This is a genomic window from Agrobacterium genomosp. 2 str. CFBP 5494 (assembly GCF_900013495.1).
Lineage (GTDB): Bacteria > Pseudomonadota > Alphaproteobacteria > Rhizobiales > Rhizobiaceae > Agrobacterium > Agrobacterium pusense.
The window spans coordinates 572,707-596,958 of the sequence record NZ_LT009718.1 but is presented as its reverse complement, the minus strand read 5'-3'; the positions used below and the strand labels follow the sequence as shown (position 1 = coordinate 596,958).

General features: G+C 58.9%; 26 protein-coding genes and 1 pseudogene. 19 read left to right on the top strand and 8 right to left on the bottom strand.

The window, feature by feature from the left end:
• The first annotated feature begins 4 nt into the window (after window positions 1–4).
• The 5 genes from AGR2A_RS02790 to guaA all read left to right on the top strand — a co-directional run bounded on the left by AGR2A_RS02790 (window position 5) and on the right by guaA (window position 4,481).
• A complete protein-coding gene (locus AGR2A_RS02790) occupies window positions 5–1,099 on the top strand; it encodes a DUF1513 domain-containing protein (RefSeq protein ID WP_072494845.1) in 1,095 nt (364 codons plus the stop codon).
• 51 nt (window positions 1,100–1,150) lie between these two features.
• Window positions 1,151–1,603 carry a TspO/MBR family protein gene (locus tag AGR2A_RS02785; RefSeq protein ID WP_004439437.1) on the top strand — a complete coding sequence of 151 codons (453 nt, stop codon included), beginning with the start codon at window positions 1,151–1,153 and terminating at the stop codon, window positions 1,601–1,603.
• Window positions 1,604–1,736: 133 nt separating this feature from the next.
• Entirely contained in the window at window positions 1,737–2,186 is a 450-nt protein-coding gene (locus tag AGR2A_RS02780) for a PaaI family thioesterase (protein ID WP_003520131.1), read from the top strand.
• A complete protein-coding gene (locus tag AGR2A_RS02775) occupies window positions 2,183–2,821 on the top strand; it encodes a 5'-methylthioadenosine/S-adenosylhomocysteine nucleosidase (protein WP_045533017.1) in 639 nt (212 codons plus the stop codon). Before AGR2A_RS02780 ends, AGR2A_RS02775 begins: the two co-directional genes overlap by 4 nt.
• A gap of 82 nt (window positions 2,822–2,903) precedes the next feature.
• Window positions 2,904–4,481: a glutamine-hydrolyzing GMP synthase gene (gene guaA / locus AGR2A_RS02770; RefSeq protein WP_072493853.1), complete on the top strand. Its 1,578-nt coding sequence runs from the start codon at window positions 2,904–2,906 to the stop codon at window positions 4,479–4,481.
• Window positions 4,482–4,551: 70 nt separating this feature from the next.
• On the opposite strand, the gene AGR2A_RS02765 is transcribed toward guaA, so the two are convergent.
• Both AGR2A_RS02765 and AGR2A_RS02760 read right to left on the bottom strand, forming a co-directional pair.
• Window positions 4,552–5,040 (bottom strand): hypothetical protein, encoded by a 489-nt coding sequence (locus tag AGR2A_RS02765; RefSeq protein WP_072493852.1) that lies wholly within the window; start codon window positions 5,038–5,040, stop codon window positions 4,552–4,554.
• Window positions 5,041–5,179: 139 nt separating this feature from the next.
• The gene (locus AGR2A_RS02760; RefSeq protein WP_006699714.1) at window positions 5,180–5,758 is read right to left on the bottom strand and encodes a TetR/AcrR family transcriptional regulator; all 579 of its coding nucleotides are present in this window, start codon (window positions 5,756–5,758) and stop codon (window positions 5,180–5,182) included.
• A 400-nt stretch (window positions 5,759–6,158) separates the two neighbouring features.
• Between AGR2A_RS02760 and AGR2A_RS02750 the strand changes: the two genes are divergently transcribed.
• The gene (locus AGR2A_RS02750; protein WP_072493850.1) at window positions 6,159–6,875 is read left to right on the top strand and encodes a 2'-5' RNA ligase family protein; all 717 of its coding nucleotides are present in this window, start codon (window positions 6,159–6,161) and stop codon (window positions 6,873–6,875) included.
• Window positions 6,876–7,044: 169 nt separating this feature from the next.
• Here AGR2A_RS02750 and AGR2A_RS29460 read toward each other — a convergent pair whose 3' ends face one another.
• A complete protein-coding gene (locus AGR2A_RS29460; protein ID WP_003503889.1) occupies window positions 7,045–7,212 on the bottom strand; it encodes a hypothetical protein in 168 nt (55 codons plus the stop codon).
• Window positions 7,213–7,446: 234 nt separating this feature from the next.
• Between AGR2A_RS29460 and AGR2A_RS02740 the strand changes: the two genes are divergently transcribed.
• The 3 genes from AGR2A_RS02740 to AGR2A_RS02730 all read left to right on the top strand — a co-directional run bounded on the left by AGR2A_RS02740 (window position 7,447) and on the right by AGR2A_RS02730 (window position 9,609).
• Window positions 7,447–7,794, top strand: a complete 348-nt coding sequence (locus AGR2A_RS02740; RefSeq protein ID WP_004439419.1) for an ArsC family reductase — start codon at window positions 7,447–7,449, stop codon at window positions 7,792–7,794.
• A gap of 12 nt (window positions 7,795–7,806) precedes the next feature.
• Window positions 7,807–8,283 (top strand): Cys-tRNA(Pro) deacylase, encoded by a 477-nt coding sequence (ybaK, locus tag AGR2A_RS02735; RefSeq protein WP_004439416.1) that lies wholly within the window; start codon window positions 7,807–7,809, stop codon window positions 8,281–8,283.
• A gap of 87 nt (window positions 8,284–8,370) precedes the next feature.
• Window positions 8,371–9,609, top strand: a complete 1,239-nt coding sequence (locus tag AGR2A_RS02730; RefSeq protein ID WP_072493849.1) for an aminopeptidase — start codon at window positions 8,371–8,373, stop codon at window positions 9,607–9,609.
• Window positions 9,610–9,615: 6 nt separating this feature from the next.
• Here the strand turns inward: AGR2A_RS02730 and AGR2A_RS02725 are convergent, their stop codons facing one another.
• A complete protein-coding gene (locus tag AGR2A_RS02725) occupies window positions 9,616–10,479 on the bottom strand; it encodes an EamA family transporter (protein ID WP_072493848.1) in 864 nt (287 codons plus the stop codon).
• A gap of 81 nt (window positions 10,480–10,560) precedes the next feature.
• On the opposite strand from AGR2A_RS02725, the gene AGR2A_RS02720 reads away from it, so the two are divergent.
• The 3 genes from AGR2A_RS02720 to AGR2A_RS02710 all read left to right on the top strand — a co-directional run bounded on the left by AGR2A_RS02720 (window position 10,561) and on the right by AGR2A_RS02710 (window position 13,130).
• Window positions 10,561–11,061: a MarR family winged helix-turn-helix transcriptional regulator gene (locus AGR2A_RS02720; RefSeq protein WP_006699719.1), complete on the top strand. Its 501-nt coding sequence runs from the start codon at window positions 10,561–10,563 to the stop codon at window positions 11,059–11,061.
• Between the two features lie 104 nt (window positions 11,062–11,165).
• The gene (locus AGR2A_RS02715) at window positions 11,166–11,873 is read left to right on the top strand and encodes a FadR/GntR family transcriptional regulator (protein ID WP_004439405.1); all 708 of its coding nucleotides are present in this window, start codon (window positions 11,166–11,168) and stop codon (window positions 11,871–11,873) included.
• Window positions 11,874–11,927: 54 nt separating this feature from the next.
• A complete protein-coding gene (locus AGR2A_RS02710) occupies window positions 11,928–13,130 on the top strand; it encodes a mandelate racemase/muconate lactonizing enzyme family protein (RefSeq protein WP_072493847.1) in 1,203 nt (400 codons plus the stop codon).
• On the opposite strand, the gene xseA is transcribed toward AGR2A_RS02710, so the two are convergent.
• On the bottom strand, window positions 13,131–14,729 hold the full coding sequence (gene xseA / locus AGR2A_RS02705; protein ID WP_072493846.1) for an exodeoxyribonuclease VII large subunit: 1,599 nt from the start codon (window positions 14,727–14,729) through the stop codon (window positions 13,131–13,133).
• 188 nt (window positions 14,730–14,917) lie between these two features.
• Between xseA and AGR2A_RS02700 the strand changes: the two genes are divergently transcribed.
• Both AGR2A_RS02700 and AGR2A_RS02695 read left to right on the top strand, forming a co-directional pair.
• A complete protein-coding gene (locus AGR2A_RS02700; protein WP_004439396.1) occupies window positions 14,918–15,160 on the top strand; it encodes a hypothetical protein in 243 nt (80 codons plus the stop codon).
• A gap of 13 nt (window positions 15,161–15,173) precedes the next feature.
• Entirely contained in the window at window positions 15,174–15,545 is a 372-nt protein-coding gene (locus tag AGR2A_RS02695; protein WP_072493845.1) for a hypothetical protein, read from the top strand.
• Here the strand turns inward: AGR2A_RS02695 and AGR2A_RS02690 are convergent.
• Window positions 15,542–16,525, bottom strand: a complete 984-nt coding sequence (locus AGR2A_RS02690) for a Gfo/Idh/MocA family protein (RefSeq protein ID WP_072493844.1) — start codon at window positions 16,523–16,525, stop codon at window positions 15,542–15,544. The genes AGR2A_RS02695 and AGR2A_RS02690 overlap by 4 nt on opposite strands.
• Window positions 16,526–16,703: 178 nt before the next feature.
• On the opposite strand from AGR2A_RS02690, the gene AGR2A_RS02685 reads away from it, so the two are divergent.
• The 4 genes and pseudogenes from AGR2A_RS02685 (at window position 16,704) to AGR2A_RS02670 (ending at window position 19,748) form a co-directional block, all read left to right on the top strand.
• Window positions 16,704–17,264: an isochorismatase family protein gene (locus AGR2A_RS02685; RefSeq protein ID WP_072493843.1), complete on the top strand. Its 561-nt coding sequence runs from the start codon at window positions 16,704–16,706 to the stop codon at window positions 17,262–17,264.
• A pseudogene (locus tag AGR2A_RS02680) lies at window positions 17,264–18,246 on the top strand (GlxA family transcriptional regulator). The gene AGR2A_RS02685 and the pseudogene AGR2A_RS02680 overlap by 1 nt, the downstream one beginning before the upstream one ends.
• Before the next feature lie 107 nt (window positions 18,247–18,353).
• Complete coding sequence (locus AGR2A_RS02675; RefSeq protein WP_072493842.1) at window positions 18,354–19,304, top strand: aldo/keto reductase; 951 nt, start codon at window positions 18,354–18,356, stop codon at window positions 19,302–19,304.
• Window positions 19,305–19,748: a GNAT family N-acetyltransferase gene (locus AGR2A_RS02670; RefSeq protein WP_072493841.1), complete on the top strand. Its 444-nt coding sequence runs from the start codon at window positions 19,305–19,307 to the stop codon at window positions 19,746–19,748. It begins immediately after the preceding gene.
• Here AGR2A_RS02670 and AGR2A_RS02665 read toward each other — a convergent pair whose 3' ends face one another.
• Window positions 19,749–20,639, bottom strand: a complete 891-nt coding sequence (locus AGR2A_RS02665; protein ID WP_004439376.1) for a LysR family transcriptional regulator — start codon at window positions 20,637–20,639, stop codon at window positions 19,749–19,751.
• Between the two features lie 116 nt (window positions 20,640–20,755).
• On the opposite strand from AGR2A_RS02665, the gene AGR2A_RS02660 reads away from it, so the two are divergent.
• Window positions 20,756–21,757, top strand: a complete 1,002-nt coding sequence (locus tag AGR2A_RS02660; RefSeq protein ID WP_045533043.1) for an aldo/keto reductase — start codon at window positions 20,756–20,758, stop codon at window positions 21,755–21,757.
• Window positions 21,758–21,810: 53 nt separating this feature from the next.
• On the opposite strand, the gene pheT is transcribed toward AGR2A_RS02660, so the two are convergent.
• Entirely contained in the window at window positions 21,811–24,234 is a 2,424-nt protein-coding gene (pheT, locus tag AGR2A_RS02655) for a phenylalanine--tRNA ligase subunit beta (protein WP_072493840.1), read from the bottom strand.
• Window positions 24,235–24,252 lie beyond the last annotated feature (18 nt).

Here is a 24,252-nt window from a genome sequence, read left to right as displayed (position 1 = left end):
GCCGATGATCTCCGGCACCAGGCGGACACTGATAGATCGGCGCAGCTTCATCAAAGCGGCGGGAGTTTCCTTCCTCACCGCCTTGGCTCCCCGTTCACTTTATGCGCTTGAGCGGACAGACGCGGTCTTTGCTTCTGCCTTCCGCGCCCGTGACGGGTCCTACGGCATTGCGACGGTGAGCGAGGGCGGCGAGATCATCGACCGCGTCACGCTTCCTGCCCGTGCCCATGGAATGGCGACGAGCCACGCGACCGGCGTGACCGTGGCCTTTGCCCGCCGGCCGGGGACATTCTTTATGGCCTTCGACCCCGGGGGGCATCGCGAACCGATCGTGATGCACACGCCGGAAAACCGCCATTTCTACGGTCATGGACAGTTTTCGCCAGATGGGTCGATCCTCTATGCCAGCGAAAACGACTTCGACGGCAATCGTGGCGTTATCGGGCTCTATGACGCCAGAAACGGCTTCATACGCATCGGCGAATATGACGCGCATGGCGTCGGCACGCATGACATGACGGTGAGCGACGACGGGCGAACGATCATCATCGCCAATGGTGGTATCGAAACCCATCCGGATTTCGGCCGCACCAAGCTCAACGTCGACAGGATGCAACCTTCTCTCGTGCTGCTGGACGCAGCAACCGGCCATTTGATTCAGAAACACGCGATGCCGAACGGACTGCGGCAGCTATCCACACGTCATGTCGATATCGGGGATGACGGGCGCATCTGGTTCGCCTGCCAGTATGAAGGACCGCGCAACGATCTTCCGCCACTTGTCGGCCATTTCTCTAGGGGTGAGGATGTAACCTTTGTGGATCTACCGGAAAAAACAACGGTCCGCCTTGCCAATTATGTGGGTGCCATCGCCGTCAACCGACGCGATCAGCTGGTTGGCCTGACCTCGCCCAACGGCAACGCCGCCGTGACGCTGGATGCAAAAACCGGGCGTGTGGTTTCCGAGACGACAGTGCGGGACGCGGCAGGTGTTGCGCCCGCCTTAAGAGGCATCGCGGTTTCGTCCTATCAGGGGTTTTTCGGAACCCGGCGCAGCGATGTGGCATGGGACCAGCACATCGTGCGGCTATCCAGCTAAAATATTGAAAAAACAGGGGAACAAAAGCCCAGCCGGCGCATTGGACCGATCATGAGAAATCTTGCGATCTATATTGTCTTTGTGGTTGTCGTTGTTGCCGTAGGGGCGTTGATCGGCGTCAACAATGTACCCGGCGAATGGTATCAATCGCTGCAGAAGCCTTTCTTCAATCCGCCCAACTGGATTTTCGGGCCTGTCTGGACCGCGCTTTACGTGCTGATCGGCGTTGCTGGCGCGCGGACATGGATTCGCAGGCCGATGGGAACGCGCATGCGGCTCTGGTTCACCCAGATGGTACTGAACTTTCTGTGGTCGCCGATCTTTTTCGGCATGCAAAGTCCGGCTGGCGCATTGATTGTCATCATCCCGATGCTGATCAGCATCGTCGCCTTTATAGCGCTTTCCTATCGTCGTGACCGCATATCAATGTGGCTTTTCGTACCCTATGCCGTATGGGTCGCCTTTGCGACGGTGCTCAACGCAAGCATCGGCATGCTTAACTAAAGTGCTTGCGCATTTCCAAAGGAAAAGCGCGCTGGATTTTTCCTAATTTCTCTAATTTGCCGCATCGCCCTTGTCTTGCCTGCCGCCCCGCGCCATGTCAGTTTGCGATGAGGCAGAAGCAGGCAGGCAGGCCATGGAGATCACTGATCCCGGCGATTTTCGTCAGCGGATAGAAAGAAGCTTTGCGCGGCAGGGCGTGGTTCAGGCGATTAACGCCGAAATCAGCCGTATCGAACACCGGCTGGTGGAAATCGAACTCCCTTTTCATGAAAAGCTGACGCAGCAGCACGGCATACTGCATGCGGGTGTCATCGCCGCCGGTCTGGATACCGCCTGCACCTATGCCGCCTATACGATCATTGAGCCGGAAGCCTCGCTGCTGACCATCGAGTTCAAGGTGAACCTCATGTCGCCGGGACGCGGCGAGCGGTTTCTGTTTCGCGGCGAGATCATCAAGCCCGGCAATAATCTTATCGTCGCCGATGGTCGCGCCTATGCCCTGTCCGATGGGCCGGCAAAGCTGATCGCCTCAATGACGGGCACGATGATGGTGGTTAAAGGACGCGAGGATATTACCGGATGAGCTACCGGCTTATGCATGTCGCGGATAAATCACTCCTGTTCGTCATGGCGGCTTCCGCCGAATACGGTCCCCACCTGCAGGCACGCATCACACCGCTGATGACCGGTGTTGGACCCGTCGAAGCGGCTATTGCGGTCACGACCGTTCTTGCCGGTCTCGATACGGCGGGCCATCTGCCAGACCTCGTTGTGTCGCTCGGCTCCGCCGGTTCCCGCACGCTCGAACAGACCGCAATCTACCAGGCAGTGTCGGTTTCTTATCGTGACATGGATGCCTCTCCCTTCGGTTTTGCGAAGGGTTGCACACCGTTTCTCGACCTGCCGGCGGAGGTGGCCTTGCCATTGCGGATACCCGACGTTGCCGGGGCGCGGCTTTCCACCGGCGCCAACGTCGTTTCCGGCGAGGCCTATGGGCTGATCGACGCCGATATGGTGGAAATGGAGACATATGCAGTTTTAAGAGCATGCCAGCGTTTCGGTTTACCGCTGATTGGCCTGCGCGGTATTTCCGACGGCAAGGCCGATGTGAAAAACGTGAATGACTGGACCGAGTATCTGCACATCATCGATGAAAAACTGGCGGATGCCGTTGACCGGCTCTGTCGCGCTATCGAAGACGGCGCGATAGCCCTCTGAACCTTGCGATTTTCGCGATTTTCTACCGTTTGCCACCCGCTTCCGGGTTGCCTAAAGCCGCCATTTTCTTTAAAGGCTCGCCATGACCCAGATAGCCCATCCCGACAGCATTCTCATCATCGATTTCGGCAGCCAGGTGACGCAGCTGATTGCGCGCCGCATCCGCGAAGCCGGGGTCTATTGCGAAATCCACCCGTTCCAGAATGCCGCAGAGGCGTTTGAGAAACTTCAGCCCAAGGGCGTGATCTTCTCCGGCGGCCCCGCATCTGTCACGGCGGAAGGAAGCCCGCGCGCGCCCCAGGCAGTGTTCGACAGCAAGGTACCGATCCTCGGCATCTGCTATGGCCAGCAGACACTGTGCACACAGCTCGGCGGCGTTGTCGAGGGCGGCCATGCGGCGGAATTCGGCCGCGCCGATATCGACATCAAGAAGGCTAGCCCGCTGTTCGAAGGCTTCTGGGAGCAGGGCAAAAGCTACCCGGTGTGGATGAGCCATGGCGACCGCGTGACGAAGCTGCCGGAAGGCTTCGAGGTCATCGCAACCTCCGAAAACGCACCGTTCGCCATCGCAGCGGACGAGACGCGCCACTATTACTCCACCATGTTCCATCCGGAAGTGGTGCATACGCCCGATGGCGGCAAGCTGCTGTCAAACTTCGTGCACAAGATCGTTGGCCTGAAATCCGACTGGACGATGGCGGCCTATCGCGCCGAGATGATCCGCAAGATCCGCGAGCAGGTCGGCACCGGCCGGGTGCTCTGTGCACTTTCAGGCGGCGTCGATTCTTCGGTTGCAGCCATACTCATTCATGAGGCTATCGGCGACCAGCTGACCTGCGTTTACGTCGATCATGGGCTGATGCGGCTTGGGGAAAGCGAACAGGTCGTCGGCATGTTCCGCGACCACTACAATATTCCGCTTGTTCATGTGGACGCATCCGACCTGTTCCTCGGCGAACTCTCCGGCGTTTCCGATCCGGAAGTGAAGCGCAAGACCATCGGCCGTCTGTTCATCGAGGTTTTCGAGGCCGAAGCGGCCAAGATTGCCGCCGATGGCAAGGGTGCTCCGAACTTCCTCGCGCAGGGCACGCTCTACCCCGACGTCATCGAAAGTGTCTCCTTCTCCGGCGGCCCTTCGGTGACCATCAAGAGCCACCACAATGTCGGCGGTCTTCCCGAGCGCATGAACATGCAGCTCGTCGAGCCGCTGCGTGAACTCTTCAAGGATGAAGTGCGCGCTCTTGGCCGCGAACTCGGCCTGCCGGAAAGCTTCATCGGCCGCCATCCCTTCCCCGGTCCGGGTCTTGCGATCCGATGCCCCGGTGCGATTACCCGTGAAAAGCTCGATATTCTGCGTAAAGCGGATGCGATCTATCTCGACGAGATCCGCAAGGCCGGTCTTTACGACACCATCTGGCAGGCTTTCGCCGTGCTGCTGCCGGTCCAGACTGTTGGCGTCATGGGCGACTACCGAACCTATGACTTCGTCTGTGCGCTGCGCGCGGTGACCTCGGTGGACGGCATGACTGCGGATTTCTATCCCTACGACATGAACTTCCTCGGCCGTGCGGCAACCCGCATCATCAACGAAGTGCGCGGCATCAACCGTGTCGTCTACGATGTCACGAGCAAGCCGCCCGGCACGATCGAGTGGGAATAGGACCATACTCGATACGGTGAGGTTGCTGCCGCAACGCCACCGTATCTAAGGAAGAAAGACGACGCCGCGACTAGTTCGCGGCGTTTTTGTTTTGTCGGATGAGATAGATCATCTGGGCAGTCAGGCCGACCACGAGGATCGCCAGCAATCCTGCCTGGGCGCCGAGAAGCAGCGGCGATTTCAGGTCTGTCACTATCGGATGACCGTCGGGAACACGGCGCAGAATTTCACTCACCGTCGGGACCATCAACATAAACGCGGTAATGCTGAGACAGATGGTTTCAATATATCTGGCGATACGCGTTGAACCCAGAACGCGTTCGATACCGTAGCCTGCAAGCAGGAACAGGATGGTCAGGACGCCAACGACGTAGCTGATTGGCTGATGCGCCACAAGAAAGACAGTTGCAGCGCCAATCAGCATGGACACAAAGTAGATTGCCCCGGGCGTGGATCGGGGGACGATGCGACCGTAACGGGTAAACATGAAAATGGCCGCGGGAATGGCGGGCAGACTGCCGAGCGTGTGGATCCAGCCAAGCGAAGAAATACCGAACATGCGAAATTGCCTTTCTCTTCCTGAAAGATGGGGTGGTCCGGAACGCAGATTGTCGCCGGCATGTCTGCCCGAGCAGCGTCATTAGTTGATCGGTCGGTCTCGTTTGGGTCATGCGTCGACGCCCCTCGCAAGATGCAGTTCAAGCGGTGATGCGCTCCAGCATCGGGCGGGTTATGGCGCCAAAGCTTGCGGCATCGCCATGTGCGCGCGCTGAGAGCATTGCGCCGTGCACGGTGGCCATGAACATCTCAGCATTGACCCGCGCTGTGCCGGTTAGTGCAAGGCGCCCCTGGGAAGCGCCGCGCTCCAGCACGGCTGTAAGCCAGTCCGAGAGACTCCGAAAATGCGCACGCACCTCGAGAACGACCGCTTCGGGAAGAATCGGTATTTCGCCGGCAAGCAGCGCACAGACGCAGAAGGGGTGGGTTGCATCGGCGATGCAGCGCTCCCAATAGCCGATATAGGCGCGAAGCTGCTCCAGCGGATCTGGAATGTGCTGCTCCAGCGCGGCGATACCGGCTTCGGCCTCGTGCCTGTACTGTGACACCAGTTTCGCGACCAAGTCCGCCTTGCTGGGAAAATGGTGATGAATACTCGCGTTGCGAATGCCGACTACATGGGAAATATCGGCATAGCTAAAACTGTTATAGCCCCCTCTCACAATCAGGGTCCGGGCGCACTGGAGAATGTCATCGGCTTTGGTTTTAGAGCTTTTCATGCTTTTACCTACCAACTAGTAGGTAGAATGTCAAACACGTTCTTCGCAGTGAATAAGCCCCGGCGATGGGATCCGGACGAGGATCGACCCCGACGATCACAGGCGGAGAACCATAAAAGAAAGGCATGCCCTCAGCCGTTGCCCCGTCATTGCCTGGCCCCATCGACATATCACTCGCATTGGCTTCTTGGTTGGCCCTGCTTCCCGCCACCTTGGCTAGCGGATTGCTGGTCCTGCGGACCAGCTGGGAAGATCGTCTGCCCCAGACCGAGTTGCCGGGTTATACGGATTGCGTTAGCGAAAGTCCGTATCAGATGAAGTTTTGTTCGCTTTTTGTTCTTTCAATTTTCCTCGGCGATGATAATATTGCGGCCTTGAGCAAAGGCCGTGGAGCATCGTCGTGAGTTTCGAGTTGACGGATAATGGAGGGTTAGGGCAGCTTTTCCTCGAAGGCTTTGATCTGGAGAAGCAGCGACGGGTCAATCCGCGATTTAGCAACAAGGTCTTGATCGTGCTGAAGCCGCCGGTGGCCTTGGCGGAAAGAATTTTCACCGATGCATCGTGCCATGCCGCCGGGCGGACGAAGCGGGCGGCCCATCCAGCCGAGCTTCTGCATATCACCCTCCTTTGCGTCGGGTGTTTCGACACCGTGCCTCGCGGTTTTGCGAACCGGCTGAAGGCGGCACTGGCGGAAATAAAGGCGCGTCCCGTTCCGATTACATTCGATGGCAGCTCGCTTTTCGGCAATCGCAGCTGTCTGGCGCTAAGCAGCCGCCGCGAGATGCTGGAGCTCAGAGCATTGGCGAAGATGGTGCAGCGCGCCCTTTGGCGGGCCAATCTGCCCTTTGTCGCCGCATCGTCGTTCACGCCGCATCTCACCGTGGTCTATGGCTGCGGGAAAATCGATATCATGCCTGTTGAAAAACCATATAGCTGGCTGGCGGGCAGCTTCGAACTCATCTTCAGCCATAATGGACAGACGCGGCACGAATCTCTCGCGCGCTTCCCGCTTTCGGCGAAAGCGGACCGCTATGAGCAGCCGGAAAGTCAATTATATCTGCCGGAAAAAATATTCAGGCCGCAGAAGCGGTCGGCGCACAAGATGGCGGCACGATAACGCTTGCGTGAAAAAGCACGGCATACATGCCTAGCATTAGCTGCCCCACTGCTGTTAGACGCAGAGGATGCGCCAGCAAAAGCGCAGTTTGTAGCGCCCGCCGAGAACCGGGTGTTCCGGTATCTGGCGCGAGCGAGGCGGTGCCGCCTCGCCGGGAACGATAACCAGCTTAGAGCTGAACCTTGTCGAAAGCCTTGCCATCGATGCCGAGGGCTTCGAGATCGGCACGGGCGGGCTTGCGATGCGCGCGAACAGCGGCCGAAACCGAGAGCGCTGCACCGAGAACGGCGAAAGTTTCACCGAAGAAGTTACGCGATGTCTTTGCAACCTGACGCATTTTTCTCTCCATCTTTGATGCCCAGATAATGGGCATTTCCGCACCGTTCTACAACTCATGATGTAGCAGGGAAGCCATGCAGCTTTGCTCGCGCTCGTTCGGATATCAGCCATTGCGATTTCGCATGGCTCAGGCTTGGCGTCTTCAAAAGGACGCAGGGCGCCTCAGCCGGCGGGTTGAATAAGGCGGATATTTTGTTATGCCGGAAAGCTTGAACACAAAGAGGCTGGCAGCATGACGATCATCATTTACGGCATCAAGAACTGCGACACGATGAAGAAGGCCAGAAGCTGGCTGGAAACCCATGGCGTCGACTATTCTTTCCATGACTACAAGGCCTCGGGCATTGACCGCGCCCATCTGGAGACATGGTGCGATGCCGCGGGCTGGGAAATGGTTCTCAACCGCGCCGGTACGACCTTCAAAAAACTCGATGACGGCCAGAAGGCTGGCCTGAGCCGCGAGAAGGCCATTGCACTGATGCTGGAGCAGCCCTCTATGATCAAGCGTCCGGTGCTGGAGGCGAAGGGCAAGATAACCGTCGGTTTCAAGCCTGAAACCTACCAGACTCTTTTTGCGTGACTGCAATCTACCATGTCCAAAACAACCCGCGCCACCCAGATGCTGAACAAGGCGGGCGTCGCCTTCACCACCGTTACCTATGATTACGACCCGAATGCAGACCGCATTGGCCTGCAGGCGGCCGAGGCGATCGGCGAGCCACCGCATCTGGTGCTGAAAACGCTGATGGCGGAGCTGGACGGCAAGCCGGTCTGTGTCGTCGTCCCTTCGGATCGTGAGGTCAGCATGAAGAGGCTTGCGGCCGCTTTCGGAGGCAAATCCGCCAGCATGATGAAACCTGCCGATGCCGAGCGTGCCACCGGTTACCATGTCGGCGGCATCAGCCCTTTCGGGCAGAAGAAGCAGGTGCCTACGGCCATCGAGGCCGAAGCGATGACGCATGATTATGTCTACATGAATGGTGGGCAGCGCGGCTTGCAGGTGAGGCTTTCTCCCCGAGATGCCCAAACGGCACTGAAGGCCATTGCCGCACCGCTGGTCGCCGATTGAGGCGCAGGGGCGCGCCTGAAAGCGTTTGGCTTTCAGGAGGAATGGGCTATGGTCGGCGCCTCCGATTGAAATAGACGAAGGCAGATCATGACTGTTTCCCCCATCGATCCCGTCAAACTCGAAAAACTGGCCGAAGTCGCCATCAAGGTCGGTCTGCAATTGCAGAAGGATCAGGATCTGGTGATTACCGCGCCGCTGGCAGCGCTGCCGCTGGTGCGATTGCTGACAAAACATGCCTATATGGCGGGCGGCGGACTGGTTACCACCTTTTACTCCGACGAAGAAACCACGCTTGCCCGCTATCGCCATGCGAGCGACGCCAATTTCGACCGGGCTTCCGGCTGGCTTTATGATGGCATGGCAAAGGCCTATTCGAACGGCGCGGCGCGGCTGGCAATTGCCGGCGATAACCCCATGCTGCTGGCCGAACAGGACCCCGCCAAGGTTGCCCGCGCCAATAAAGCAAACTCCACCGCCTATAAGCCGGCGCTCGAGAAGATTTCCAACTTCGACATCAACTGGAACATCATCTCCTATCCGAACCCCTCCTGGGCAAAGCAGGTGTTTCCCGACGTGACGGAAGACGAAGCGGTCCGCAGGCTTGCCGACGCCATCTTCGCTGCCTCGCGGGTGGATCTGGCTGATCCGGTCGCCGCATGGGCTGGGCACAATGCCAACCTTGCCAAGCGCTCGGCGTGGCTGAATGGCGAACGTTTCGCTTCACTGCATTTCACCGGCCCTGGCACGGATGTGAAGATCGGCTTGGCGGACGGCCACGAATGGCATGGCGGCGCCTCCACCGCCAAGAATGGGGTCACCTGCAACCCCAATATCCCGACCGAAGAAGTGTTCACGACACCGCACGCGTTGCGGGTCGACGGTTACGTCTCCAGCACCAAGCCCCTGTCGCATCAGGGAACGTTGATCGACGATATCCAGGTGAAGTTCGAGGGTGGACGTATCGTCGAAGCCAAGGCTTCGAAGGGCGAAGCTGTATTGAACAAGGTACTCGACACTGACGAAGGCGCGCGGCGCCTCGGTGAAGTGGCGCTGGTGCCGCATTCCTCGCCGATTTCGGCAAGCGGCATCCTGTTCTACAACACGCTGTTCGATGAAAATGCCTCGTGCCACATCGCGCTCGGTCAGTGCTATTCGAAATGCTTCCTCGACGGCGCGTCGCTGTCGCAGGATCAGATCAAGGCGCAGGGCGGCAATTCCAGCCTGATCCACATCGACTGGATGATCGGTTCCGACAAGGTGGATATCGATGGCGTGAGGCCGGATGGCTCCACGGTTCCTGTCATGCGCAAGGGCGAATGGGCCTGACGACACCTATCTCTGCAACTGGCTGCGCTGACTGAGCCAGATGCTGAAGAGCACCGCAACGAAACCTGAGATCTGCGCTGGCGTGAGGCTTTGGCCGAGCGCCAGCCAGCCGAGCAGGGTTGCAACGACCGGGCTTAGAAAACCAAGCGATGCGGCGGCGGCGGGTTCGATGCGGGCAAGTCCGCGGAACCACAGAAAATAGGTCAAGGCAGCGCCGATAAGACCTAGATAGGCCATGCCGAGAATATTGGCGGCCGTCGGCGTCGGCAGAGCGGGTTCAAAAAAATACGCGACCGGCAGCAGCAGGATACCGCCGGCTGTCAGTTGCCAGGCGGTAAACGTCAGGTTCGACACCGGCGGACGCCATTTGCGGGTCAGCACTGTTCCAAAAGCCATGGACACGGCACCGGCAAGGCCTGCCGCCACACCGATACCATCCATCGCAGCACCCGGCGCCAGAACCAGAAGCGCCACACCGACAATACCCAGAAAACCGGCCGCGATAGCCAGCGGCCGGACCGGTGTCGCGAGAAACAGCCGGGAAAGGCCAATCACGATCAGGGGCTGGACCGCGCCCACCGTTGCCGCCACGCCGCCGGGCAGCCGATAGGCCGAAACGAAAAGCATCGCCCAGAAGAACGAGAAATTCAGTGCCCCCAGAATGAGGCTGCGCGGCCACCAGATACCGTTTGGCAGTTTTCTCACGAAAAGCAGCAGCAACACGCCAGCCGGCAATGCGCGCAGCATGGCGACATGCAGAGGGTATCCATGAGGCAAAAGCTCGGTGGTGACGAAATAGGTCGTGCCCCAAATAGCGGGAGCAAGAGAAGTCGTCAGCACATCGGCGGCATAGGCTGTATTTTTCTTCATTTCAAGAATCTCTATATCAAGACAAATGCACCCTAAGTGATTTTATCTTGACGTCAAGATACTAATTGTTATGCCTTGATGATGAGCAAAGAACCACTTGACCGCGTCGATCACATTCTGGCGCAATGGCGCAGGGAGCGGCCCGATCTCGATGTCGAACCCATGGCGCTGCTGGGGCGCCTGAACCGTCTCACCACCCATCTAGCGCGAGAGGTGGAGACCGTGCTGCTGAAGCACGGACTTTCCTCCTCCGCTTTCGATGTTCTCGCGACATTACGGCGTTCCGGATCACCCTACCGGCTTTCCCCCGGCGATCTGCTGGCGATGACAATGGTAAGCTCCGGCACCATGACCAACCGCATCGACCAGCTCGAAAAAGCTGGGTTTGTGAAGCGCATACATAATCCCGACGACCGGCGCAGCGTCTTGATATCGCTAACACAACCGGGATTTTCCATTGTCGAGGAAGCGGTCGGTGCACATGTCGAGAACCAGCAGCGCCTGGTCTCCAGTCTGAGCGAGGAAGAGCGCACGACGCTGAACCAGCTGTTGAAACGGTTCTTGCGGGATTTCGAAGCGTAGGCATTTCCGCCTGGCAAACATAATGCTCCGTGATGCCGCTTGTTTCGCGCCGAAAAATCCTGTAAGCAATTTTCCGTAAACCTGTACTACAGGTTGGAGGAAAAATGTTAAGTGCCATTTCGCATGAATCCGGTCTCGTCAGCAGCACGATCGGCGCGATCACCCGTCATATCCGCGAAAACGAACTTGCGCCCGGCGCAAAGCTCCCCAGCGAACTTTCGCTCTCGCAGCAGCTCGGCGTTTCCCGCACCGTCGTCCGTGAGGCCTTCCGGTCCCTATCGGCCATGCGGCTGATCGATGTCAGCGCCGGCAAACGCGCTACGGTAGCGACGCTGGATCATGGTGCGATGTCATTGATGTTCGAACACGGCATTCACACCGAACAGATCAATATCCAGCAGATCTACGATGTGCGCCGCACGATCGAGGTCAGAACCGTGACGCTCGCGGCGCTCAGAAGAACGGATGCGGAAGCGCTCACCATTCTCGACCATGCCAACAACATGGAGCGGGACTTTGGCGACAATGACAAGGTCATGGAACATGATCTGGCGTTTCACCTTGCTGTTGCAAGAGCCTCCAAGAACCCGGTTTTCGAACTCATTCTCGGCGCCTTTCAGAATGTGACGCGCCAGACGTGGCCGATCGGCTGGAAAAGCCGCACATCCGATGCACAGCGACATGCTGCAGGCGAACTTCACATCGCCATCGGACAGGCCATTGCCGCCGGTGACCCGCAAACCGCTTCAACGCTGATGGCGCGTCATTTCGATGAAAGCGTTCACGCGCTTCTGGCGGCCGGCATCGCCTGATTTTTTTCAACGCAGTCCCAGACGGAAACTGACTGCCTCTGGAGGAGACACTTCATGAAAATCACCAAACTCGAGACCGTCCGCGTGGCGGAACGGGCAAACCTGCTCTGGGTTCTGGTCCATACGGATGAAGGCATTACCGGGCTTGGCGAAACCTTTTATGGCGCCGAGACGGTGGAGACCTATGTGCATGAATATATTGCACCCAGGGTCATCGGCCGCGATCCGCTGCAGATCGACCTTCTGGCGCAGGATCTCGTCGGTTATCTCGGCTTCCGCTCATCCGGTGCGGAAGTGCGCGGCAATTCGGCATTCGATATTGCGCTTTGGGATATTTTCGGCAAGGCCACCAACCAGCCGATAGCCCAGCTGCTCGGTGGTTTCAGCCGCAAGGAAATCCGCACCTACAATACCTGCGCGGGCACGGAATATATCAAGAAAGCCACCGGCCAGCAGACGGCCAATTACGGCCTCTCCGGTGGCAAGGATTATGACGATTTGAACGGCTTCCTGCATCGCGCGGACGAGCTTGCCCATTCGCTGCTGGAAGACGGCATCACGGCCATGAAGATCTGGCCTTTCGATGCAGCGGCGGAGAAGACGCGCGGGCAATATATCTCGATGCCGGACCTGAAGGCAGCGCTTGAGCCGTTTGAAAAAATCCGCAAAGCGGTGGGCGACAAGATGGATATCATGGTGGAGTTTCACTCCATGTGGCAGCTTCTGCCCGCCATGCAGATCGCCAAGGCGCTCACGCCATACCAGACCTTCTGGCATGAAGACCCGATCAAGATGGACAGCCTTTCCAGCCTGACGCGATATGCCGCTGTTTCGCCCGCACCGATTTCCGCGTCCGAAACGCTGGGTTCCCGCTGGGCCTTCCGCGACCTGCTCGAGACAGGTGCTGCCGGTGTGGTGATGCTTGATATCAGCTGGTGCGGCGGGATTTCCGAAGCGCGCAAGATTGCCTCGATGGCGGAAGCCTGGCATCTGCCGGTCGCCCCGCATGATTGCACCGGGCCGGTGGTGCTCTGCGCCTCCACACATCTGTCGCTCAATGCGCCGAATGCGCTGGTGCAGGAAAGCGTGCGTGCCTTCTACAAGACCTGGTATCGCGATCTCGTGACCGCATTGCCGGAAGTGAAGAACGGCATGATCACCGTGCCGCCAGGCGCTGGCCTCGGCATGGAGCTGCATCCCGATATCGAAAAGACCTTCACCGTCAGCCGCCGTTTTTCAGATGCGGCATCAATCTGATCAGAACAGGCTGCCTTGATTGCCAGGGTCCGAAGAAGCCGGTTTTACCGGCTTCTTTTTCAACGCGACGGGCGTATCCGGGGACGGCGTCCCCTCTCCCGTTGTGATGGCGGAGACGCGACCGTCAGCAAATTCCATAGAGACAACAGCGCCTGACGCGATAGCCGCCGCGCGAGTCAGCGGCCGGTTCTCATCATCGCGGATCACCGCATAACCGCGATTCAGCACGTTCTTGTAGGACAGCGATTGCAGGATACGATCATGGGCGGCGAGACCCGAACGGTTCTGCGCCATGCGATGCAACACGGCGGTATCGGCGCGGCGAGACGCGCTGACGATGCGTTCCTTCTGCCGCTCCACTTGGCCGAGAAGTCGGGCGGGGAGCGAACGCAACGCGGAATCAAAAGCATCAACGCGGCCCTTGCCCTGCAACAGGCGGCGTTCCACAAGGGTCTCAGCCCGGTGCATACGTTCAGTAATCCGCTGCCTGTGGTGTTTGAGACCGTTCAACAGGGTTTCCGGCCTGAGACCCGAGGCAGAACGTTCGAAGGCACGGCGCTTGTTGAGAGCTGTTATTTCCAATCCGCGACCGAGACCGCTCGCGGCTTCGTCGAACCGGCGGCGCGGTAAAGCAAGAAGCTGATCGAGCGAAGGCAGCGCGCGCACCAGCGCCCGCACACCTTGACGGCGATTGTCCATCTGCCGCAAGACCGAACCGGAAAGGCGGGCAGCGAGGCCCGACAGCTGCGCTTCGAGTTCCGTCCGCACCGGCACCGCCATTTCGGCGGCTCCCGTCGGCGTCGGGGCGCGCACGTCGGCGGCATAATCGATCAATGTCGTATCGGTCTCGTGTCCGACGGCGGAAATCAGCGGGATTTCGCTCTCGGCAGCGGCGCGCACGACGATTTCGTCGTTGAAGCTCCAGAGGTCTTCGAGGCTGCCGCCGCCGCGCGCAACGATCATTACATCGGGGCGGGCAATCTCGCCGCCGGGCTGAAGCGCGTTGAAGCCGCGAATGGCGTTCGCCACCTCCTCACCCGAGCCTTCGCCCTGCACTTTGACCGGCCAGACGACGACATGGACCGGGAAACGATCCGAAATGCGGTGGAGAATATCGCGGATGACCGCGCCCGTTGGCGAGGTCACAACTCCAATGACGCGCGGCATGAAAGGCAGGCGGCGCTTGCGGGCCGGATCGAACAGCCCTTCCGCCGCCAGCCGCCGGCGGCGATCTTCCAAAAGCGCCATCAGCGCGCCGGCGCCGGCAGGCTCAAGGTTTTCGATGACGATCTGATATTTCGAGGAACCGGGAAAGGTGGTGATCTTGCCGGTGGCGATGACTTCCATGCCCTCTTCCGGGCGGAATTTCAGCCGCGAGAAGGTGCCCTTCCAGATCACCGCATCGATGCGGGCACGATCATCCTTCAGTGAGAAATAGGCGTGTCCTGACGAATGCGGCCCACGATAACCAGAAATTTCGCCCCGCACCCGCACCTGTTCGAACGCCGTCTCCACCGTGCGTTTGATGGAGCCCGACAGTTCGGAGACCGAGAATTCGGCAAGATTGCTCAATGCGGCGTGGGAGAAGATATCGCTCATGCCTGTTTGTAACCAAAAGCCGTCGATTCGGAAATGCCAGCGCCGGCCAGCGCTTTTTTAACCGCGATGAAACCATATCCTCAACTACCGAGTTAGGAAAATGGGGAATGGAGGAGAAAACAAGGGTTCGTTAGGGAAGACGGCGTTACGTCTGTCCCAGGCCCGGCAACCAAAGAGGAGGCGGCATCATGATTTTTCTTACCGCCACATTGCTTGGCGTAACCGCAGTTGCGTTACGTTCGGTTTTCAGCATCGTTTTCATTTGCATGATGATTATCGGTGCCTATGGCGTGGCGATTGCACTTTCTCCCACGGCCGTACCGCTGATGTCGCTGCTTCTGGCACTCGCCGGTTACAATTTCGGTGTCGTCGGTGTCGTTATCAGCCTTCTCGTGCTGCAGCGCCCGCGTTCCACTCAGCCAACCCTCTAAAAGTCCCCCGGCCTTGAGGCTTCCGCGCTTCGCCCTTACCGAGATTTGCGGGCTGGCCGCCGACATCATCGTTACCTGCCTGCTTATGTTCTATCTCGGCGTTGATCCGCTCGTCGCCCGCGTGCCCGGCGCGGCAACGGGTCTCGCAACAAGCTGGCGGCTGAACCGGGTCAATGCTGAGGCATCAGTTAGGCCGAACGGTTTCTTGATGAACGCCGTAACTTTTACCTCACGTATTGTCAGCGTCGGGCTTTTTGCGCTGCTGCAATGGCGCACCCCCCTGGTGCAACCGCTCGTGCCACTTGTCTTTTCAGCATTCGCGGCACTGGTGCTGGCGCTTTACGGCTATTGGCGGCTTCAAAGGCAACGGCAAGAGCGAGACTAAACCGTTTCCCAGCCGTCCTTTTCCGCCGCCCGGTAGATGGCGTCGATGAAAAGCTGGTTCTTCCTTGAGCTTTCCAACGTGACGACGTCTTCCTCACCTTTCGCCGCACGTGCAAAGGCCTCCGCTTCCAACTTGTACTGACGGCTGTCCTGAAACCGGAAGATTTGCGAGGCGTTATGGGTCTGATTGGTTAACTCGATCTCTTCCGCACCCCACCGATTGGCGTTGAAGGGCGACTTCACCTCGATGTAACCGTCCGTGCCATGGAAGATCATCAGCTGGCGGGAGGCGAGTTGTGTCGCTAGATAGAAGCTCAGTTCAAAACCGCCGAAATCGGCCCTGACGCTAGCGTAGATATCCGTGCCGAATTCACTGTCGCGTTCGACGGTCGCTTGCACACGTTTTGGTTCCGCACCGGTGGCAAAACGCGTCACGATCGTCGGGTAGACGCCGATATCCGGCAGGGCGCCGCCGCCCAGTTCGGGAATATTACGCATATTACCGGGATCGCGGTTGAAGTAGGTGAAAGCGCCCTGCACATGTTTCAGCGAACCAATTGCGCCCGAAGCCAGCAGTTCTTTCACTTTCGCCCAGACCGGAGCGTAGGCCACCATGAAGGCCTCGGATACGATAACGCCGTTACGGTCGCGCGCGGCGATAAGGGCGTCTATCTCCTCGGCCTTTAATGAAATCGGCTTTTCGCAAAGAACATGCTTGCCGGCATCAGCCGCCCTGACGGTCCATTCCACATGCTGCGAGGTGGGAAGCGGAATATAAACCGCATCGATGACATCAGAAGCCAGCATTTCTTCATAAGAGCCGAAAGCGTAGGGCACTGAAAAGCGATCGGCCACCGCGCGCGCTTTGGCAGGATCGCGGCTGGCGATGGCGCTGACCACACAGTTCTGTGCATCCTGTATTGCCGGAATAACGTGGTCCTGAGCGATTTTCGCCGTTGAGATTATACCGAAGCGCAGCATTCCGTTCTCCCGTTCTGTCATTCCTGGAAACTTAGCACCGCCACACACTCTGGCAACCCGCGGCAGCGCGACTGATAAAGAATGGCCGGATTTGTCCGGTCATTGTCGGTCTGGCTGCTTTTATACGTACATCAAAAGGGAAATGATGCTAGACATGAACCCAAGGGAGAACCGTGAAATGTCCTCTTCCAACACCGCGCTGCTTGTCATCGACGTTCAGGAATCCTTTCGTCACGCCCCCTACTTTGATGAGAGCGGCCTCACGCTTTATCTTGAGAAGCAGCAGGCGCTCATCGATGGCGCCAAAGCTGCTGGTATTCCCGTTGTGCAGATCTTTCATGTCGATGGTGACAAGGCCTTCTCAAAAGACAGCGGTTACATCCGCGCACTTGAGGGCGTAAGAATTACCCCAGATGTCACCTTTCACAAGAACCGCCATTCGGCCTTTGCCGGCACCGGTCTTGAAATCTGGCTGACTGAGAAGGGCATCAACCGATTGATCGTCTCCGGCATCCGTACCGAGCAATGCTGCGAAACCACCACCCGGCACGCTTCCGATCTTGGTTACAAAGTCGACTACGTCAGCGAAGCGACGCTGACTTTCCCGATGACACATGCTTCCGGCACCGTTTTCAGTGCGGAAGATATCCGCAAGCGAACCGAACTGGTGCTGGCTGGCCGCTTCGCGCGCATCGCAACTGTCAGCGACGTGCTTGCAACCGTCAAAGAGGCCACCTGATGGATGAGGGCGGCACCCGCGTCATTCCCTTTTATACGCTTGTGCCGCCACATGCGCTGTTGCTCGATATAGCCGGCCCGCTCGAGGTGATCCGTTATGCCAACGGGGAACAGCGCGACATTCATTTTGACTGCCGGTACATTGCTGCGAGCGACGAGCAACAAACTTCCATTGGCCTTGCGCTTGCCCGGCTTGAGAGCTTGCCGGCGACGTTGCCGGAAAATGCTCTTCTACTGATCTCCGGGAGCACATCACGCTTCGACAGTGATCCGGGAACGCAGCGTGAGCGGCAGGCGCTGGCGACATGGCTGCGCCGTGCAGTGCGTCCCGACACCACGGTGATTTCCATTTGCTCCGGCGCGCTTCTGGCGGGCGAAGCGGGCCTTTTCGACGGCCGCAACTGCACGACCCATGCCGACTGTCTAGAGGGGCTACGCCGCATTGCGCCATTGTCACAGGTGGCCGAAAACCGCCTTTTCGTCGAGGACGGCAACCGTTTCTCCAGCGCCGGTATTTCCACCGGCATCGACCTGATGCTGCATGTGGTCTCCCGGCTGACATCGCCTGCGGTTGCGGCACGCATCGCCAAAACCATGGTGGTTTATCTCAGGCGTAGCGGTAACGATCCGCAAATCTCCCCTTGGCTCACAGGCCGCAACCACATCCATCCCGCCATTCACCGGGTGCAGGACCGCGTGATGGCCGAACCGGCGCAGGACTGGTCGCTGGAGCGGCTAGCGGATATCGCCGCGCTCAGCGAAAGGCATCTCTCACGTTTGTTTCGCGAGCAGCCGGCATCAGCGTCATCGATTATGTCAACCTGATGCGGGTCAACCTCGCCCGTGATATTCTCGCAAACAGCCGCCTTGATATGGAGACCATTGCCGAACGGGCGGGTTTTGCCTCCGCCCGGCATTTGCGACGGGTCTGGCAGCAGCATAACCGTTATCCGCCCAGCCACTATCGCGGCTTTCACGCCTGATAATCTCGGACCTCCCGCAGCCTGATGATTGCCATCAAAGGAATTGAATGGTTATGCCAGCAGGCAGTTGCTAACCTTGCGATAAGACAGCAACAGGAGCATTCCCCGTGGAAAAACGAAGCCTCGGCCGCACCGGCCTCTCCATCGCCCCCATCGTCTTCGGCGGCAACGTGTTTGGCTGGACAGCGGATGAAAAGACGTCCTTTGCCCTGCTTGACGCCTTTTTTGATGCGGGGTTCAACGCCATCGACACGGCGGATGTCTATTCCGCTTGGGTGGATGGGCATGTGGGCGGTGAATCCGAGGCCATCATCGGCAAGTGGCTGAAACAATCCGGCGTCAGGCGCGAGGACGCGGTGATCGTCACCAAGGTAGGTTTCGACAATCGCGGCCAGAAGACCGGTCTCAGTGCCAAGTGGATCGCCGAAGCCGTCGAAGCTTCGCTGAAGCGGCTTCAGACTGATTATATCGACCTTTACCTCGCGCATAAGCCGGATGCCGACGTGCCGCTGGAAGAAACACTTGCCGCCTTCGCAAAACTGAAGGAACAGGGAAAAATTCGCGCCATAGGCTGCTCCAACTATTCCGCGGGCCAGCTTCAGGATGCGCTGGACACGGCAGAAAAAAATAATCTTCCGCGTTACGACGTGCTGCAGCCGGAATACAACCTCTATAACCGCAAGGATTTCGAAGGCCCGCTTGCCGAGCTTTGCCAGAAGGAAGAGATTGGCGTCATCAATTATTACAGCCTAGCGGCCGGCTTTCTGACCGGGAAATATCGTGCCAAGGCCGATACAGAGGGCGTCTCCCGCAGCTATCGCGTGGGCGAATATGTCAATGCCCGTGGCCTTGCCGTCCTGGGGGCCATGGATGCGGTGGCAGTCGAAACGGGGGCCAAGCTTGCAGATATTGCACTGGCTTGGCTGTTGAGAAAGAAGGCGATAACCGCGCCCATCGCCAGCGCCACCAGCCTGTCCCAGCTCGAAAGCTTCAAACGCGCCGTCGAGTTGACCTTGACGGATGAGATGATGACGCTTCTCGACAAGGCGGGTGCATAAATGGAGCTTGTAATTCGCGATGCGCAGCCGGCTGACCGGGCGGAATGGCTGCGCCTGTGGAACGACTATCTCGCCTTTTACGATGTCGATCTCGCCGACGAGGTAACCGACCATACCTGGGAGCGCATTCTCGACCCCGCCTCGCGCGTTTCGATGCGGGTGGCAATGCTTGGCGACCGCATGGCCGGTTTCGCCATTCACCACTTCCATGATTCTACCTGGGTGAAAACGCCTGACTGCTATCTGGAAGACCTTTTTGTCGATGGCGAAATCCGCGGTAAGGGGACGGGCCGGGCGCTGATGGACGACCTTATCGCTATCTGCAAGGAAAAGGGCTGGTCCAGGCTTTACTGGAACACCGGTGAGGACAATTACCGCGCCCAGAAGCTCTACGACAGCTACGTGAAAAGCGACGGCCATATCCGCTATCGCATCACCTTCTGATCACCCCCGGAAGCGGAAGAAATCCACGAAGGCCCTCAGCGCCGGACGCATCTGCCGGCGCGAGGGGTAATAGATGTAAAATCCGTCAAACGGCGCGCACCAATCCTCGAGAACGCGGATCAGCCTGCCCTCCCTTATATCGTCTTCGACACGCTGTTCAAAAACGAAGGCAAGCCCTGCACCGTCTATCGCCGCCCGGCGAATGAGACTCTGGTCCGACAGGATCAGCGGCCCCTGAACGTCGACCACAAGCGCTTTGCCATTTTTCTCCAGCTCCCAGCGATAGATCAATCCACTCGCAAAACGCCGGCGGATGCAGCGATGCCGGATGAGGTCCCTCGGATCACGGGGAGGCGGATTTTCCGCAAAATAGGACGGTGCGCCGACAATCGCGCCACGCCAGGCCCCGCTCGCTTTCACGGCGATCATATCTGCATCGAGATGTTCCCCGAGACGAAGCCCGGCATCGAAACCTTTTGCGACAATATCTTCAAAGCGATCATCGGTCGAAATTTCGAGGGAGATTTCGGGATAGAGCCGCAGGAATTCCCCCAGTCGGGGCACAATAAGATCTTCAGCGGCAAGTCTGGGGAGAGTGATGCGCAAAGGACCTGCGGGTCGACCGCCCTGTTCGGCAAGAGTATCGATGACGGCGTCGATATCGGCAAGCGCCGGACCCAAGGTTTCGAGAAGCCGCTTTCCCTCCTCTGTCGGAGAAACGCTGCGGGTGGTACGGTGAAGTAGCCGCAGGCCCAGGCTCGCCTCCAGCGACGAGACCGCATGGCTGACGGCGGAAGGGGCAATGCCGAGTTCGGCAGCCGCCTTGCGAAAGCTCCGGCCTTCGGCAACGGCGGAGAGAACGGCCAGTTGGGAGAGTTGCACACGGTTCATTGTTCTAAATTATAGAACAACCCACGCGGATTTGCAGCGATTATTTTTCCTGCTCTCATTCGCTATGTTCCCATCACGCCCTGATGACGGGCGGTTCCTTATGGAAGGACGAACAGATGAAAAGCAGAACCCTTGGAGACAATCTGACCGTATCGGCGCTCGGCCTCGGTTGCATGGGAATGACCCATGCCTATAGCCCGACGGGCGATGAAAGCAGTGCGATCGCGACGCTGCATCGCGCTGTTGACCTCGGCGTTACATTTTTCGATACGGCGGAAGTTTATGGGCCCTACACGAACGAAATTCTCCTCGGCAAGGGCCTGAAGCCTTACCGTGACAAGGTGGTGATTGCCACCAAGTTCGGCTTCAAGATTGATGGCAGCAAACCCGCGGGCCAGATGATGGTGGGAACGGACGGTCGACCGGAAAATGTTCGTGCCGTCGCCGAAGCCTCTCTCAAGCGCCTCGACGTTGACGCCATCGACCTCTTTTACCAGCACCGTGTCGACCCCGATGTGCCAATCGAAGAAACTGTTGGGGCGATGGCGGAACTGGTGAAGCAGGGCAAGGTAAAACATCTTGGCCTCTCCGAAGCCAGTGCCGAAACGCTTCGAAAAGCCCACGCCACCCACCCGATTGCCGCCATTCAGAGCGAGTACTCGCTGTGGACCCGCGACCCGGAAGAAAATGGCGTGCTGGATACCTGCCGTGAGCTCGGCATCGGTTTCGTACCGTTCAGCCCGCTTGGGCGCGGTGCGCTGACCGGAGCGCTGAAATCGCTGGACGGACTTGCAGCCGATGATTTCCGGCGTGGCCTGCCGCGTTTCCAGGGTGAAAACTTCGACGCGAACCTGGCGCTGGTCAGACTTCTGGAAGACATGGCTGCCGAAAAGGGCGTGACTGCCGGGCAACTGGCATTGGCCTGGGTGTTGGCGCAGGGGGATTTCATCGTACCGATCCCGGGCACCACGAAGATTGCCAATCTGGAGAAAAACGTAGCGGCCGCTGATGTGTCCCTGACGCCGGAAGAAGTCGAAAGCCTTGGCGCGTTGCTGGCTCCGTCCAAGGTTGCGGGCGAACGTTATCCCGAACGCATGTCACAGATGGCCAATCGTTGAAAAACAAAAAGCCGCGGTGGTTGCCGCGGCTTTTTTCAATCTGTTATCCGACGTCAGGCGCGCAGAACGCCGCCTGTCGATTTCTCGACATTACCGACGATCTTGGCCGTCAAGGCTTCGAAATCCTCATCGGTCAGAGTCTTGTCGACCGGTTGAATCTGCACTTCGATGGCGACCGACTTGCGGTTTTCTCCGAGCGATGCGCCTTCGAAAATATCGAAGACATTGACGCCTGTGATCAGTTTGCGATCAGCGCTCGTTGCCGCCTTGATGATCGCCCCCGCCTCTACGGCCTTGTCGACCACGAAGGCGAAGTCGCGCTTGACCGCCTGGAAGGGGGAGAGTTCGAGCGCAGGCTTGGTGCGGGTGGCTTTCTTCTTCGGCTCCTGCATGGCGTCGAGATAAATCTCGAAACCGCAATAGACACCCGACACATCCAGCTCGGACAGTGTTTTCGGATGGAATTCACCGAAGTAACCAAGCACGACCTTCGGGCCCATCTTGATGGTGCCGGAGCGGCCGGGATGATACCAGGCAGGCCCGCCGGCCTCGATCTGGACATTGGCCATGGGGAGGCCGCAGGCTTCCAACACCGTCAGTGCATCCGCCTTTGCGTCGTAGACATCCACGGGCTTGCCGCCGCCCTTGGACGCATTGGACCACATGCGGCCGCTGCCAGCGAGCGAGGCCGTGCCACGGCGAACGCCGCCAGCAACACGGCGCTGCGTATCAGGCGTGTCGCCTTCATAGGTGCCGGAGACCTCGAAGATTGCGACGTCACCATAGCCCTTGTCGGCATTGCGCTGTGCGGCGGTCAGCAGGCCCGGCAGCAGCGAGGGCCGCATATCCGACATATCGGCCGCAATCGGGTTGGCGAGCTTCAGCGCCGGCGAGCCGCCGCCGAATAGCTTCGCCTGCGCTTCCGGGATGAAGGACCAAGTGACGGCCTCCAGCATGCCGCAGCTTGCCAGCGCACGGCGCGCGGTGCGCGTGCGGACCTGCAGCGTGGTCAGGATGCGACCGTTGACGGCACCGAAGCTTTCCAGCGGTTCCGGCTTGATATTGTCAACGCCATGAATGCGCATGACTTCTTCAACCAGATCAGCCTTGCCGTCGACATCCGAGCGCCAGGACGGCACAGTGACGGACACGCGCTCGCCCGTTCCCTCGACCCCAAAACCCAGGCCCTTGAGGATGGCGAGGCTCTCTTCAGCCGAGACTTCGAGCCCCGTCAGCCGCTTGACTTCCGCAAGCGGGAAATCCACGACCCTGGGCTGATATCCCTTGTAACCAACGACCTTGGCTTCGCCGGCAACGCCGCCGCAGAGCTCCAGAGCCAGTTCGGTGGTCCGCTCCAGGCCCGGAACCATGTACTCCGGATCGACACCGCGCTCGAAACGGTAGCGCGCATCGGTGATGATGCCGAGCGAACGGCCGGTCTTGGCAATGTTGATCGGGTCCCAGAGGGCGGATTCGATCAGCACGTCGACGGTGTTTTCGTCGCAGCCGGAATGTTCGCCACCCATCACGCCGCCGATAGACTCGAGGCCCTTTTCATCGGCGATGACGACATTGTTCGGGCCGAGCTTATATTCACGCTGATCGAGCGCGAGGATCGTCTCACCCTCCTTTGCGCGGCGAACGGTCAGATCACCCTTGACCTTGGCGGCGTCGAAGACGTGCATCGGCCGGCCCTGATCGAAGGTCATGTAGTTGGTGATATCAACAAGCGCATTGATCGGACGCAGGCCGATCGCCAGAAGACGCTGCTGCATCCACTTCGGGCTGGGGCCGTTCTTCACACCGCGCACGATGCGTAGCGAAAAGCCAGGGCAGAGGGCGGGATCGTCCAGTTCCAGCTTCACATCGACGGGCGTTGCGCCTTCCACCTTGAAGGAGGGTGCAGGCTTTGTCTTCAGCTTGCCGAGACCGGAGGCCGCGAGATCACGCGCAATGCCGTAGATCGAGGTGCAGTCCGGACGATTGGGCGTGAGATTGATCTCGATGACAGGATCATCGAGGCCGGCATATGATGCGAAGGAAGTACCGACGGGCGCATCCGCCGGCAGGTCAATGATGCCGTCGTGATCGTCGGAAATGTTGAGCTCCTTTTCGGAGCACATCATGCCATGGCTTTCCACACCGCGAATCTTCCCGATGGCGAGCGTGACATCGATGCCCGGGACATAGGTGCCGGGACGTGCGAGCGCACCGACGAGCCCAGCGCGCGCATTCGGTGCACCGCAGACGATCTGCACCGGCTTGCCGTCACCGGCATCGACCATCAGCACTTTCAGGCGGTCGGCCTCGGGGTGCTTTTCAGCGGAAACCACCTTGGCAATGACGAAGGGCTTGTAGGCCGCCTTGTCGTCAACATCCTCGACCTCAAGGCCAATCGCCGTCAACCGCTCGCAGATCTCGTCCAGCGTCGCATCGGTATCGAGATGCTCTTTCAGCCAGGAAAGAGTGAATTTCATGTCTTTGCTCCTTGGCTA

What these genes read in the sequence shown, in the direction of transcription:
- AGR2A_RS29460 (WP_003503889.1), bottom strand. Translation starts at nt 7,212, where the DNA reads ATGCGTCAGGTTGCAAAGACATCGCGTAACTTCTTCGGTGAAACTTTC.
- AGR2A_RS02780 (WP_003520131.1), top strand. Translation starts at nt 1,737, where the DNA reads ATGGAGATCACTGATCCCGGCGATTTTCGTCAGCGGATAGAAAGAAGC.
- xseA (WP_072493846.1), bottom strand. Translation starts at nt 14,729, where the DNA reads ATGAGCGATATCTTCTCCCACGCCGCATTGAGCAATCTTGCCGAATTC.
- AGR2A_RS02660 (WP_045533043.1), top strand. Translation starts at nt 20,756, where the DNA reads ATGAAAAGCAGAACCCTTGGAGACAATCTGACCGTATCGGCGCTCGGC.
- AGR2A_RS02715 (WP_004439405.1), top strand. Translation starts at nt 11,166, where the DNA reads ATGTTAAGTGCCATTTCGCATGAATCCGGTCTCGTCAGCAGCACGATC.
- AGR2A_RS02730 (WP_072493849.1), top strand. Translation starts at nt 8,371, where the DNA reads ATGACTGTTTCCCCCATCGATCCCGTCAAACTCGAAAAACTGGCCGAA.
- AGR2A_RS02760 (WP_006699714.1), bottom strand. Translation starts at nt 5,758, where the DNA reads ATGAAAAGCTCTAAAACCAAAGCCGATGACATTCTCCAGTGCGCCCGG.
- AGR2A_RS02685 (WP_072493843.1), top strand. Translation starts at nt 16,704, where the DNA reads ATGTCCTCTTCCAACACCGCGCTGCTTGTCATCGACGTTCAGGAATCC.
- AGR2A_RS02740 (WP_004439419.1), top strand. Translation starts at nt 7,447, where the DNA reads ATGACGATCATCATTTACGGCATCAAGAACTGCGACACGATGAAGAAG.
- AGR2A_RS02775 (WP_045533017.1), top strand. Translation starts at nt 2,183, where the DNA reads ATGAGCTACCGGCTTATGCATGTCGCGGATAAATCACTCCTGTTCGTC.
- guaA (WP_072493853.1), top strand. Translation starts at nt 2,904, where the DNA reads ATGACCCAGATAGCCCATCCCGACAGCATTCTCATCATCGATTTCGGC.
- AGR2A_RS02765 (WP_072493852.1), bottom strand. Translation starts at nt 5,040, where the DNA reads ATGTTCGGTATTTCTTCGCTTGGCTGGATCCACACGCTCGGCAGTCTG.
- AGR2A_RS02720 (WP_006699719.1), top strand. Translation starts at nt 10,561, where the DNA reads ATGAGCAAAGAACCACTTGACCGCGTCGATCACATTCTGGCGCAATGG.
- AGR2A_RS02690 (WP_072493844.1), bottom strand. Translation starts at nt 16,525, where the DNA reads ATGCTGCGCTTCGGTATAATCTCAACGGCGAAAATCGCTCAGGACCAC.
- AGR2A_RS02665 (WP_004439376.1), bottom strand. Translation starts at nt 20,639, where the DNA reads ATGAACCGTGTGCAACTCTCCCAACTGGCCGTTCTCTCCGCCGTTGCC.
- pheT (WP_072493840.1), bottom strand. Translation starts at nt 24,234, where the DNA reads ATGAAATTCACTCTTTCCTGGCTGAAAGAGCATCTCGATACCGATGCG.
- AGR2A_RS02710 (WP_072493847.1), top strand. Translation starts at nt 11,928, where the DNA reads ATGAAAATCACCAAACTCGAGACCGTCCGCGTGGCGGAACGGGCAAAC.
- AGR2A_RS02670 (WP_072493841.1), top strand. Translation starts at nt 19,305, where the DNA reads ATGGAGCTTGTAATTCGCGATGCGCAGCCGGCTGACCGGGCGGAATGG.
- AGR2A_RS02790 (WP_072494845.1), top strand. Translation starts at nt 5, where the DNA reads ATGATCTCCGGCACCAGGCGGACACTGATAGATCGGCGCAGCTTCATC.
- AGR2A_RS02725 (WP_072493848.1), bottom strand. Translation starts at nt 10,479, where the DNA reads ATGAAGAAAAATACAGCCTATGCCGCCGATGTGCTGACGACTTCTCTT.
- AGR2A_RS02700 (WP_004439396.1), top strand. Translation starts at nt 14,918, where the DNA reads ATGATTTTTCTTACCGCCACATTGCTTGGCGTAACCGCAGTTGCGTTA.
- AGR2A_RS02785 (WP_004439437.1), top strand. Translation starts at nt 1,151, where the DNA reads ATGAGAAATCTTGCGATCTATATTGTCTTTGTGGTTGTCGTTGTTGCC.
- ybaK (WP_004439416.1), top strand. Translation starts at nt 7,807, where the DNA reads ATGTCCAAAACAACCCGCGCCACCCAGATGCTGAACAAGGCGGGCGTC.